This is a genomic window from Streptomyces sp. A01, assembly GCF_059026195.1.
The window spans coordinates 33,449-45,807 of record NZ_JBWLKN010000043.1 but is presented as its reverse complement, the minus strand read 5'-3'; the positions used below and the strand labels follow the sequence as shown (position 1 = coordinate 45,807).

10 protein-coding genes are annotated in these 12,359 nt (G+C 71.0%); 7 read left to right on the top strand and 3 right to left on the bottom strand.

The annotated features are described in order from the left end of the window. Nucleotides 1-89 precede the first annotated feature (89 nt). Nucleotides 90-452, top strand: a complete 363-nt coding sequence (locus tag AC5P1B_RS33605) for a hypothetical protein (protein WP_493891798.1) — start codon at nt 90-92, stop codon at nt 450-452. A gap of 35 nt (nt 453-487) precedes the next feature. Here AC5P1B_RS33605 and AC5P1B_RS33600 read toward each other — a convergent pair whose 3' ends face one another. Continuing rightward, nucleotides 488-2,239, bottom strand: coding sequence for an MFS transporter (locus AC5P1B_RS33600; protein WP_493891797.1), 1,752 nt, complete (start codon nt 2,237-2,239; stop codon nt 488-490). A gap of 173 nt (nt 2,240-2,412) precedes the next feature. Here AC5P1B_RS33600 and AC5P1B_RS33595 point away from each other — a divergent pair, with 173 nt between their 5' ends. Continuing rightward, entirely contained in the window at nt 2,413-3,159 is a 747-nt protein-coding gene (locus tag AC5P1B_RS33595; RefSeq protein WP_493891796.1) for a TetR/AcrR family transcriptional regulator, read from the top strand. 157 nt (nt 3,160-3,316) lie between these two features. Next, nucleotides 3,317-3,538: a hypothetical protein gene (locus tag AC5P1B_RS33590; protein ID WP_493891795.1), complete on the top strand. Its 222-nt coding sequence runs from the start codon at nt 3,317-3,319 to the stop codon at nt 3,536-3,538. A gap of 137 nt (nt 3,539-3,675) precedes the next feature. On the opposite strand, the gene AC5P1B_RS33585 is transcribed toward AC5P1B_RS33590, so the two are convergent. Then, nucleotides 3,676-5,253, bottom strand: a complete 1,578-nt coding sequence (locus AC5P1B_RS33585; RefSeq protein ID WP_493891794.1) for a PucR family transcriptional regulator — start codon at nt 5,251-5,253, stop codon at nt 3,676-3,678. Nucleotides 5,254-5,658: 405 nt separating this feature from the next. On the opposite strand from AC5P1B_RS33585, the gene AC5P1B_RS33580 reads away from it, so the two are divergent. The 4 genes from AC5P1B_RS33580 (at nt 5,659) to AC5P1B_RS33565 (ending at nt 10,467) form a co-directional block, all read left to right on the top strand. Further along, nucleotides 5,659-6,585, top strand: a complete 927-nt coding sequence (locus tag AC5P1B_RS33580; RefSeq protein WP_493891793.1) for a proline dehydrogenase family protein — start codon at nt 5,659-5,661, stop codon at nt 6,583-6,585. 250 nt (nt 6,586-6,835) lie between these two features. Continuing rightward, nucleotides 6,836-8,467 carry an L-glutamate gamma-semialdehyde dehydrogenase gene (pruA, locus tag AC5P1B_RS33575; protein WP_493891792.1) on the top strand — a complete coding sequence of 544 codons (1,632 nt, stop codon included), beginning with the start codon at nt 6,836-6,838 and terminating at the stop codon, nt 8,465-8,467. Nucleotides 8,468-8,664: 197 nt separating this feature from the next. Beyond that, the gene (locus AC5P1B_RS33570; protein WP_493891791.1) at nt 8,665-10,140 is read left to right on the top strand and encodes a cytochrome P450; all 1,476 of its coding nucleotides are present in this window, start codon (nt 8,665-8,667) and stop codon (nt 10,138-10,140) included. A gap of 198 nt (nt 10,141-10,338) precedes the next feature. Further along, nucleotides 10,339-10,467, top strand: coding sequence for a hypothetical protein (locus AC5P1B_RS33565; protein WP_493891790.1), 129 nt, complete (start codon nt 10,339-10,341; stop codon nt 10,465-10,467). Nucleotides 10,468-10,678: 211 nt separating this feature from the next. On the opposite strand, the gene AC5P1B_RS33560 is transcribed toward AC5P1B_RS33565, so the two are convergent. Further along, on the bottom strand, nt 10,679-12,295 hold the full coding sequence (locus tag AC5P1B_RS33560) for a purple acid phosphatase family protein (RefSeq protein WP_493891789.1): 1,617 nt from the start codon (nt 12,293-12,295) through the stop codon (nt 10,679-10,681). Between the last annotated feature and the right edge of the window lie 64 nt (nt 12,296-12,359).

Here is a 12,359-nt window from a genome sequence, read left to right as displayed (position 1 = left end):
ACGGCTAGGTTCACTGAGACAGAAAGCGAAACGACTGGGTTCGCTGAGTAAACGCCTCGATTGGATGAGAGCGGTCACGGGGGAAGGTGGTGCCGCAGCCGCAGCTGGAGGAGATGTTCACCGTTCCGGACGTCACCTACACGGGCAAGGGAAACTGCCGCGTCCCGGGCGACCCGACCGCGGGCCGCGCCTGCTTCAGCGCCGGGCTGAACCGGACCACGTGGTCGAACGGCGTCGTCGTCTGGGGCAAGTCCGGCGCGGTCCCCGGCTACACCACGGGGGTGTCGGCCACCCGCGACCTGCGGCGCGTCCTGGTGTACTCGCTCAACGCGACCGGCAACAAGGACGGTTCGGAGCTTCCGTACGTCGTGAAGCTCGTCGCTGCCGGCTTCGACCCGTCGCTCGCCGAGCAGCAGAAGGAGCAGCAGGAGCAGAAGCAGAGGGAGAAGTAGAGGGGTAAGGAGAAGCAGGCGGCACGGGGCCGTGGTCACCGTCCGGGAGCGGCTGCCGGGCTGGGGACAGGCTCCGTGCCGGGAGCCGCCTCACCGTCAGGAACGGCTTCGGCGCCGGTGGCTGGTGCGTTGTCCGTCGCAGTCGCAGTCGCAGTCGCAGTCGCAGTTACGGCCGTACTCGTACTCGCGGTCGCATTCGCGGTTACGGTCGCGGACTCGGCGTCAGGCGCTGAAGCCGTCTCCTGGGGAAGCCGGCGGAGCGTGAGCAGCGCCAGGGCGGACGCGACGAGCAGCAGGGCCATGCCGCCGAGCGATGCCGCCCGCATGCCGTGCGTGAACGCCTCACGCGCCGCGCTCAGCAGAGCCTCCCCGGTGTGGTCCGGCAGCCGCCCCGCCGTGACCGTGGCGTTGCCCAGGGTCTCGCGCGCGGCGTCCAGTTGCGCGTGCGGAAGCCCGGACGGGGCCGCGTCGGCGAGGTCGCGCCTGTACACCGCGTCACCGAGGCTGCCGAGCAGTGCCATCCCCAGCGCCCCGCCGAACTCCTGCCCTGTCTCCAGTACGGCGGAGGCCGAGCCCGCCCGCTCCGGCCGCACCGTACCGAGCGCCAGATCGGTGGCGAGTGACATGACGGTGACGATGCCGCTGGCGAGCACACCGGAGCCGAGGAGGACCGTCCAGAGCGAGTCCGATCCGGCCAGCGCCAGCAGCCCGTAACCGAGTGCGGCGCTGAGGAAGCCACCGCAGATCACGTACCGCCGGTCCACGCCGCGCCGTACCAGCGCGGCCGCGACGGGAGCGGCGGCACCGACGGCGGCGGACGGGAGGAGGGCCCAGAGCGCCGCTTCGAGGGCGCCCTTGCCGAGCACCGACTGGAGGTACTGGGTGGTGAAGTAGGCCGAGCCCATCATCGCGAACGAGGCCAGGAGATTGAGCCCTACGGAGGCGCCGAAGCCACGGTTCCGGAACAGCTCAGGGCTGATCATCGGCGCCCGGCTGGTCCGCTGGCGCCGTACGAAGACGGCGCCCACGGCGAGACCCGCCGCGACGCACAGTGCCAGGGGCGCGCTGAGGCCGTCCACGGAGATGCGCTTGAGTCCGTACACCACCGGCAGCACGGCGCCCATCGACAGCGGCACGCTGAGCAGATCGAACCGGCCGGGCTCCGGGTCCTTGAACTCGGGTACCAGCAGCGGCGCGAGCACCAGCAGCAGCACCATCGCCGGAACGTTCACCAGGAAGACCGAGCCCCACCAAAAGTGGTCGAGCAGCACCCCGCTCATGACGGAGCCGAGCGCTATGCCGCCCGCCATGGTCGCCGACCAGAGCGCGATGGCGGTGCCGCGCTGCCTGGCGTCCCGGAACATGTTCCGGACGAGCGCCATCGTCGAGGGCATCAGTGTGGCGCCGCCGATGCCGAGCACGACCCGCGCCGCGATGAGCATGCCCGCGCTCTGCGCGTACGCGGCGGCGACCGAGGCGGTGCCGAACGCGACGGCACCGATCAGCAGCAGCTTGCGGCGCCCGATCCGGTCACCCAGGGAGCCCATCGTGATCAGCAGCCCGGCCAGTGCGAACGCGTAGACATCGAAGATCCACAGCTGCTGGGTACTGGTCGGTTCCAGCTCCGCACTGATCGCCGGCACCGCGAAGTAGAGCACCGAGACGTCCATGGAGACCAGGAGCAGCGGAAGCAGCAGCACGCCGAGCGCGGTCCACTCCTTGCGCCCGGCACGCGGCTCGGGCAGGGCGGACGGCGCGGGGGCCGAGGCAGAGGGGGAGGGAATCATGAGCGGAATTATACGGGCGTCTTAAACGCTTGTCTATGACGCTTGTATAGAACGAATGGGTAAGACGCCCGTGTGGGACGTGTATGGGACGGTGCGTATGGGGCGTGGGTGCAGGACCGGCGTACAAGACGAGCGTCTAAGACGGCCGTATGAGGCCGGGATACGCTGGCGGAATGGGACATCGTGAGGATCTGCTGGAAGGCGCGAAGCGCTGCCTGCGTGAGAAGGGGCTCGCCCGTACCACGGCGCGCGACATCGTGGCTGCCTCGGGCACCAACCTGGCGTCCATCGGCTACCACTACGGCTCCAAGGACGCCCTCATGCGGGAGGCGTTGTTCACGTCGATGGGCGACTGGGCCGACGACGTCCAGGAGGCGGTCTCGGCCGCTGTCGAGCCTGACGCGGATCTGCTGGAGCGGTTCGAGCAGGGCTGGGGCCGGGCGCTCGAACTCTTCGGCAAGCACCGCGACTTGTGGAAGGCCCAGCTGGAAGCCATCATGCGCGTCGACCAGGACCCCGAGTTGCGCGAGGCGTTCCGGCGCGCCCAGCCCGAGGGGCGCGAGGGCCTTGTGGCGCTGTTCCACGGCATCGCGGAAAGCGAGGTCGGCGCGGAGAACGCGCGGGTCTTCGGCTCCTTCTACATGACGCTGGTCAGCGGTCTCGTGGTGCAGTCGGCACTCGACCCGGAATCTGTGCCGAGCGGCCGCGACCTGGCGGAGGCGATGCGCCGGATCATCGCGAACGAGCCTCTGCCGACGGGCGGTACGGAGGCGCACGGTGCGGAGGCGCACGGTGCGGAAGCCCACGGTGCGGAAGCGGCTGCTGCGGAAGCGCACGGCGGGGGAGTGGCCGAGGCGGCGGCGACCGCCGGTGCCGAAGCGGCGACCGGCCAGGCCGGTTCACACGCCGCCCCGCACTGACAACCGCCCCCGCACTGACAACCGCGCCGCACTGACGGCCGCATCTCACTGACGGCCGCGCCTGACCGCCAGCAGAGGTCAGCGGCTGTGCGGCTTTTCGGCGCCGGGGCGGAAATCCGCTACCGGTGTCGAGGCTCCTGGCCTAGCATCGCGAGCCATGCCCCCACCCCATGGATTCAGCTACGTACGCCGCGCTGACGGCGCCATCGTCATCACCCACCACGGCCGAGCTGCCGGGACACTGCGCGGCGCCCGCGCGGAGCGGTTCTCCGCCGAGGTGGGATCGGACGACGCCCAACTGGTGATGGCCCGCTGGACCGGAGCGTACAAACACGGCAACGAGCGCGCGGCACGCCACCACCCGCGCAACCGCCACTGATCCTGCCTCTTCGAGCGGGCAGCGACCATGCCCCGTCGCCCCGTCGCCCCGTCGCCCCGTCGCCCCGTCGCCCCGTCGCCCCGTCGGGACGTACGCACGGTGCACGGTAGTGGGCCCCGGCCCCTACAGACGTGTCCCTACAGGCGTGTCAGCCGGGCCGCCTTCAGGGCCATGTGCAGGAGCAGCCGGTCCTCGCCCTCGTCGAGGTCGAGGCCGGTGAGCTGCTCGACCCGGGAGAGCCGGTAGTAGAGCGTCTGCCGGTGGATGCCGAGCGCTTGCGCGGTACGGCCCGCCTGCCCCGCCAGGTCCAGGAATTCCTCGGCGGTACGGGCGAGTTCGGCGTTGGAGCGCTCCAGCAGCGGGCGGACCGCCGCATCGGGGGCGGCTACGGGGAGCCCGGTCAGCAGCCGGTACGGGCCGATGTCCGCCCACTCGGCGACGGGGCCGAACCGGGCGTCGGCCCGCGCCGCCCGTGCGGCGGCCAGTGCCTCGCGCCACGCGGTGGGCAGTTCGCCGAGCCCGCGCCGCACCCCGCTCACCCCGGCGGCGGGCCCCGCTCCCGCCGAGGCCCCGGCCGGACCCGTACCGCCGGTCGTTCCGCTTCCGTTCGCCGTTCCCGGCCTGCTCGTCGTTCCCGCACCACCGCGCGGCCCCGTACCCGCTCCGCCGCTTCCCGCCGTGCCCGGCCCGCTCCGTTGCCCCGTGCCGGTCGCCCCGTCGCGCCCCGTCCCCGCCAGAGCGTTCGCGGCCGCCGCCGTGCCGCCCGTCCCGGCCGCCTGCGGCTGCCCCGCGGCGTCGGGCGCGGCGCTTCCCACGTGCCCCGCAGCGCGCGGGGAGCGGAGCAGCTGCTCAGCCGCGGCGCGTGCCGCTTCGGCGGAGGTCGTCGAGCGGAGCCTGACCAGCGCGGCGAGGCTGGTAGCCGGCACGGACACGGGCTCCGGGGTGAGCGGGACGTCAGGGCGCACGGCGGCGCGTACGGCGGCACCCCTGCGGCGGGTCGGCGGGTCGTCCGCCGGGGTGTCGGGGTGCCAGTCGCCGCCCGCCGCGCCCGCCGGTGCGGTGATGGTGCACACAGCGGCCAGGCCCGGCAGGTTCGGCAGCGGGGCGGCGTCCGCCATGCCCTCCGTGGCCCACGGGGTGACAGCGACGACGGCCAGGGGCCCGTGCGCCGCCGCGCGCAGCGCGTCACGCAGGTCCGACTCCGCCCCGTCCCGTCCCGATGGCGGCCCCACCAGCAGCGCCCGCAGCAGCTCGCCGAGCTCGGCCCCGCTCCGTGCCTCGGCCGCCAGCAGCGCGCCGATGCGCTCCGCCGTCTCCATGGCCTGCGCGAGACGGGGGTCGGCCGGGGCTCCGGGGTGGCCCAGCTCCAGGTCGGCGAGGTGGCCGTCGTCGAGCAGCCACACATAGCCGTGGACGATGCCCCGGTGCCGCACCGGCAGACAGATCCGCCCCATGAACACCCCCGCCGCAGGGTCGGGCGGGATGCGCAGCGGTGCCTGGGCGCGCGCGATGCCGAATGCCTCGAACCAGGCGCGGACCGCCGCCGTGGACCGTCGCTGCAGGATCGAACGGGTCCGTACCGGGTCCATGGCGAAGTCGTCGTCGCTGTCGTGCACGCCGAAGGCGATCAGTCCGAAATCCCGGTCCTCAAGGGTCGCAGGTGCGCCGAGGATCGCTGAGATCTCGTCCACGAGTTGCTGGTAGTCGCCGCGCATCCGCCGCGTGGCTCCCTTCGAGGTGTTCGGACAGTGAGGTGTGCCGGCAGTGAGGTGTTCGGGCTTCGAGGCGTAAGCGCCTTGAGGTGATGTGGGTCGGTGGCATGTGAGTCGTTGGCGTACAGGACGTTACGGGCTGTCTTCGGGGTATTTGAGGGGCTACAGGATGCTTCTTGCGAGGGAGAATGACGCTGATGTGGTCTGTCCGGGGCTGCCGACGGCACCGGCGCACGCCGCCGGTGCCCATTGTCATACATCTGTCTGAGATGCAGGGCACCAACGCGTGACAGCTGTCGATGGCCGGGGAGCGCGAACGATCCTTAGGTTTCACGGTGGCTCACCTTGCCGTCGCGGCTGCGCGGCGGCGTCAGTCTTGACAGAAGAACCGCAACGTGGAGGTGCCCCGTGCTGGGTCCTGTGCTGCTCGCTGCTTCTCGCAGCGACGCCATCCGCCGTATCGTCTCGGCCGCCCCGGTCACCCGCCCGATGGTGGACCGTTTCGTCGCGGGGGAGCAGCTGGACCAGTCGATCGGGGTCGTACGGGGCCTGACCGGACGTGGCCTCGACGTCACCATGGACTTCCTCGGCGAGGACATCACCGACCCGGCCGAGGCCACCCGCAACCGTGACGCCTACCTCGCGCTGACCGAGGCGCTGGCCCCGCTCGGCCTCGGCGCCCGCACCGAGATGTCGGTCAAGCTCTCCGCCTTCGGGCAGGCGCTGCCCGGCGGCCACGACCTGGCGCTGGCGAACATCACGCCTGTCGTGGAGGCCGCCGCCGAGGCCGGGATGAACGTGGCCCTCGACATGGAGGACCACACCACCACCGACTCCACCCTCGCGATCCTCGCCGACCTGCGGAAGCGTTTCCCGCAGACCGGTGCCGTCGTGCAGTCCTACCTCTTCCGTACCGAGGAGGACTGCCACACGCTCGCCGGGGAAGGCTCGCGGGTGCGGCTGGTGAAGGGCGCGTACAAGGAGCCGTCCGACGTCGCTTTCCAGGACAAGCGCGACGTGGACAAGGCGTACGTCCGCTGCCTGAAGATCCTCATGGCGGGCGAGGGCTACCCCATGATCGGCTCGCATGACCCGCGCCTGGTCGCCATCGCGCAGGAACTCGGCCGCCGCTACGGGCGCAAGCTCGACGAGTACGAGTTCCAGATGCTGTTCGGCATCCGCGTCGCCGAGCAGGAGCGGCTGGTGGCCGAGGGCCACCGGATGCGGATCTACGTCCCGTACGGCACGGACTGGTACGGGTACTTCATGCGGCGGCTCGCCGAGCGCCCGGCCAACATGGCGTTCTTCCTGCGCTCGCTCGTGAGCCGCGGCTGACCCTCCGCCGCTGAGCCCGGGAGGGTGTGAGCCACGGTTCACGCGCCCGCGCGCCAGTGGCTCCGCTGACGGAGCCGAAGCGCGAGACTTGCAAGGGGGGCACAAGCGCCCCCGCGGACGAGTCCGCGCTCGCCCCGTCCGCCGAAGCTGAGCCGCCCCGGCGGCCTGGTGGCCCCGTGCCACCGCCCTGCGTCCCGTGCGCAGAACGTATCCGTACGCAGCAGACCCGACGATCGAAGGAGACACGGCCATGGACGCTGTGACCCAGGTCCCCGCGCCGGTGAACGAGCCGGTGCACACCTACGCACCCGGCACTCCCGAGCGCGCCCGTCTGGAGACCAAGCTCAAGGAGCTTGGCCAGAACCCCATCGACCTCCCGATGACCATCGGTGGCGAGAAGCGGCTGGGCGGCGGCGAGCGCTTCGACGTCGTGCAGCCGCACAACCACGCCGCCAAGCTCGGCACGTACGCCAACGCCACCGCCAAGGACGCCCAGGACGCCGTGGACGCCGCGCTGGCCGCCGCCCCGGCATGGCGCGCGCTGGCCTTCGACGACCGCGCCGCGATCATCCTGAAGGCCGCTGAGCTGCTCGCAGGGCCCTGGCGGGAGACCCTCGCCGCCTCCACCATGCTGGGTCAGTCGAAGACGGCGCAGCAGGCCGAGATCGACACCCCGTGTGAGCTGGTCGACTTCTGGCGCTTCAACGTGCACTTCGCGCGCCAGATCATGGCCGAGCAGCCGATGGCCAACGCGCAGGGCGTGTGGAACCGCAGCGACCACCGGCCGCTTGAGGGCTTCGTCTACGCGATCACGCCGTTCAACTTCACGGCCATCGCGGGCAACCTGCCGACCGCCCCGGCCCTGATGGGCAACACGGTCGTGTGGAAGCCGTCCCCGACCCAGACGCACGCCGCCGTGCTGCTCATGGAGATCCTTGAGGAAGCCGGGCTGCCCAAGGGCGTCATCAACCTGGTGACGGGCGACGGCCAGGCCGTCTCCGAGGTGGCCCTGAACCACCCGGACCTGGCGGGCATCCACTTCACCGGCTCGACCAAGACCTTCCAGTACCTGTGGAAGACGGTCGGCAACAACATCGAGAAGTACAAGACGTACCCGCGGCTGGTCGGCGAGACCGGTGGCAAGGACTTCATCGTCGCCCACCCGTCCGCGGACCCGGCGGTCCTCAAGACGGCCATGACGCGTGGCGCCTTCGAGTTCCAGGGCCAGAAGTGCTCCGCCGCCTCGCGCGCGTACGTGCCGCGCTCGCTGTGGGAGAACGGCCTGAGGGAAGAGTTCGCCGCCGAGGTCGACTCGCTCACCATGGGCGACGTCACCGACCTGTCGAACTTCATGTCCGCCGTCATCGACGAGCGCGCGTTCGCCAAGAACAAGGCCGCCATCGACCGCGCCAAGGCCGACCCGACCATAGAGGTCATCGCCGGTGGCACGTACGACGACGGCGTGGGCTACTTCGTGCGCCCGACCGTGCTCGTCTCCACCGACGCGGACAACGAGATCTTCCGGGACGAGTACTTCGGCCCGATCCTCGGCGTCTTCGTCTACGAGGACTCCGAGTACGACGCCATGCTCACGCAGATGGAGTCCGCTTCGCCGTACGCCCTGACCGGTTGCGTCATCGCCCAGGACCGGGCCGCTGCCGCCGCCACGTGCGAGGCGCTGCGCTTCGCCGCGGGCAACTTCTACATCAACGACAAGCCCACCGGCGCCGTCGTCGGCCAGCAGCCCTTCGGTGGCGGCCGCGCGTCCGGCACCAACGACAAGGCGGGCGCCAAGCAGAACCTGATGCGCTGGACCTCGACGCGCTCCATCAAGGAGACCCTGGTCCCGCCGACGGACTTCCGCTACCCGCACATGGGCTGACCGTGTTCCCGCTCCTGTGCTGACCGTGTTCACGCACATGGGCTAACCGTGTTGCCGCCCCCTGGGCTGACCGTTTTCTCCGCCCAGGGGCCGCCCAGCTGGCGCGTGTCATACGCGCGCTTTGTGACTTCCGCCCCCGAATGGCCCCCCAGCCATTCGGGGGCGGATGTTTTGGGCTGCGAAAAACGCCAGGCACGATGGCGGACATGAGAAACCTCCGCTCGCGCACCGTCTCCTGGCTGGGGCGCAAATATCTCTCCTTGATGCAGAAAAGGGGCTTTGATCCCGCGCACATATCTCTCCTCCCCGACGCCGCGCTGCTGCCCCTGAAGCGCGACGGCCTTGACCCCGTCCCCGGTCTCGCCGCCGCCCGCAACGCTTCGCCCATCAGCAGGCTTCCGCTGCCGCTGGGGGTGAACGCCTGGCTGGTCACGGGGCACGCCGAGGTCAAGGAGGTGCTCAGCAAGAAAGACGAGTTCAGCAACGACTTCATCAATTTGGTGGGGTATGGCGGTGCCGAGGAACGGCACAACCCCGGTGGTCTCGGCTTCAGCGACCCGCCCGAACACACCCGGTTGCGGCGGCTGCTGACCCCGGAATTCACCATGCGGCGGCTGAACCGGCTCACCCCCCGTATCCACGCCATCATCGAAGAGCAACTGGACGAGATGGGGCGCTGCGGCGCTCCCGTCGACCTGGTGCAGCACTTCGCGCTGCCCATTCCGTCCCTGGTGATCTGCGAACTGCTCGGCGTCTCGTACGAGGACCGCGCCGACTTCCAGCGGCTGAGCACCGCGCGCTTCGACCTGTTCGGCGGCGCCGACGCCTCGTTGGGTGCGATGAACGAATCCCTTGCCTACCTCCTCGACATCGTCCGCAAGCAGCGCGAGAACCCCGGTGACGGGCTCCTGGGCATGCTGGTGCGCGAACACGGCGACGCGATCGACGACATGGAACTGGCGGGGCTCGCCGACGGCGTGCTGACCGGCGGCCTGGAGACCACGGCGAGCATGCTCGCCCTCGGCACCCTGGTGCTGCTCAGAGACCCGGAGACGTTCGCGGCCGTACGCGATGACGACGACGCCGTGAACGGCGTCGTGGAGGAGATGCTGCGCTATCTGACGGTGGTACAGCTGGCGTTCCCCCGGTTCGCCCGGGAGGACATCGAGATCGCCGGAACGGCCATCGCGGCGGGCGACATAGTGCTGTGCTCGCTCAGCGGCGCCGACCGCGACGAGCGGCTCGGCCCGGACATGGAGAGCTTCGACCCGGTCCGCGACCCGGCCCCGCCCCACGTGGCCTTCGGCTACGGCATGCACCGCTGCATCGGCGCCGAGCTGGCCCGCATGGAGCTGCGGGCCGCTTTCCCCGCCCTGGTGCGCCGCTTCCCCGACATGCGGCTGGCCGTGCGCCCGGAGGAGCTGTCCTTCCGGAAGGTCTCCATCGTCTACGGGGTGGAGTCGCTGCCTGTCCTCCTCAGCCCCACCCCGGCGGCGCCCGGGGACGAGGAGCCACCGATATCCGGGTGGCGCGACACATCCGGATGGCGCAACACGTCGCGGCTTAGTCCCGCACGGCTGAAACCGACCCGGCTGAACCCCAGCAGGCGGGGGCCCGCCCGGCTCACCGCGGGCCTGCTGAGCAGCGTGACCGGCGGGCGCCGTCTCAGATAGTAGGAAGTCCGAGTAATCGTGCAGACAGCTCGGCCCGGCTGCCTTACGTTTGAGGAAGCCGAACGTCTCGCTCCATCAAGCGACGGCGGATGAACCGGCCGCGTCAGCGCAGGTGACCCCTGCCGCGTCCAGGTTCCCGCCCTTTCCGGCGATTCCATTCCTCTCGGGGTTCTGGCATTGGCATTGGAGACGTGCATCATGGCCGAGACTGTCCGCAGGATCAGGCACACCGCCCGCCGCGACGACGACACCGACCGCAAGAACGCCGCTGCGGCACTGCAGCGGGCGCTTGACCGCAGGGACAACGGCGGAGCCACCGGGCACTAGGGGCTCGCTCCGCCCGGGGCCGACGAGCCGCGAAGGGCGCGCCGCCCCGGCGCGCCCTTCCCCTGCGGCGCCCCGCGCGGTGCGGCGATGGCCGTACGGGGCACGGGGCGGCGGTAGCCCGAATGGCGCACGGGGCACGGGGCACGGAGCGGTCCGTACGGGGCACGGGGCACGGAGCGCTTTCGGCTCCAGTCGGCCCCGTCGTCGGCCGTCAGCGCCGGGAGCGGGTGATCTCGAAGTGGTCGATCCGCTCGCCTGACTCGGCGAGCGCGGTCACCTTCAGCTTCGGGCGCGGGCCCGGCTCGGAGCGGACCGCGATGAACGAGAAGCCCGTGTACCGCACCCGCGACCACTCCACGACGTCCGGGTTCCGCTCCGCCCCCTTCACCCAGTGGAACGTCCGCACGTGGTCGCGGTCCTTCACCTGCCCCTCGTAGCTGTCGGGCACCGGGAAGCTGTAGAGCGTCTTCCCCGCCCCGCCCGCGGTGACGTAGACGATCCCCTCCCGGGCGGTGTCCACGCTCTCGCCGACCGGAACCGTTTTGGAGACCTCGCCGCCGCGGATGGCGTCGGTGCGTTCGTAGACGTGGTTGTGGCCGTTGATCACCAGGTCCACCTGGTGCCGTTCGAACAGCGGCACCCACGCGTCGCGCACCCCGCCGTCCGAGGCGTGCGCGCTGGTGGTCGAGTACGCGCAGTGGTGGAAGAAGACCACGACGAAGTCGATCCCGGGCTGCCGCCGCAGCTCGCCGAGGCGCCGGTCGAGCCAGGCGGTCTGCTTGCCGCCGGTGTACCCGCGGTTGGCGGGGATCTCATGCGAGACGTCGTTGGCGTCGAGGGCGACGACGCCCACGTTGCCGTACGCGAAGGAGTAGACGCCTGGCGCCTTGTCCGGGTCGGGGCCGTTGCCGGGCAGCAACCAGCGGGCCAGCTGACCGCCGTAGCCGTGGGGGCTGTACCACGCCTCCATGTCGTGGTTGCCGGTCGTCACCATCCACGGCACCCGGGAGGCGACGGACTCGGTCTGGGCGAGGAACTGGTCCCACACCCGGGCGTCGTAGGCGTCGGATTCCTCGCCGTGGCCCTTGCTGTCCGCGTAGCACAGGTCACCGGCGTGCAGGTGGAACGACGGGTTCTGGCCGAGGATCAACTGGTCGTTGGCGAGCGCGTCATAGCTGACGCCCTGGTCGCCGAAGGCGGTGAAGACGAACTCCTCCGGCCGGTCCGGCGCCGTACGGAAGGTGCCGATGCTCCCGAAGCGGCTCGGCTCCGCCGGGTCGAAGCCGTCGTGGCCCACGCCGTAGTAGTACGTGCGGCCGGGGCGCAGCCCGTCGAGGGCGGCGTGCAGGTAGTACTGGTCCACCGCGGGGAGCTTCTTGGTCAGCGCCGGGGTGTGCAGATCGCGGACCTCGGCCTCGATCTTCCGGCTGAGCTCCCACGGCTTCAGACCGATGCGTACGAACGGCCGCTTGACGGCGAACGGGACCTGCCAGGAGATCCGCAGCTGCGTCTTCGGGTCGGCGCCGAACGCGAGATGGCGGGCGAACGGGGCGACGAGCGAGCCGTCCACGCGCGCGGTCGCGCGCGAAGAGGCGGGGGCGGGGCTGGAGGAGGGCGGCGCGGCACACGCCGAGCCGCCCAGCAGACCGGCGCCCGCCGCCGTGCCCGCCGTCGCGATCCCGCCGCGCAGCACGCCGCGCCGGGACAGCTTCGCGCGCAGGTACTCGTGCTGCTCGGGCATCGTCATCCGGCGGGCCAGTTCCTCGGGGATGCCGACGCGAGGCGTGTCGGCAGGGCCGGGGGCCGAGCGGTGAGATTGAGCGGTCATGAGGGGAAAGGTCCCAGGGGAAGCGGGCCTTGAGCCGTACGGGGGGTGAACGCCACCTGTCCGA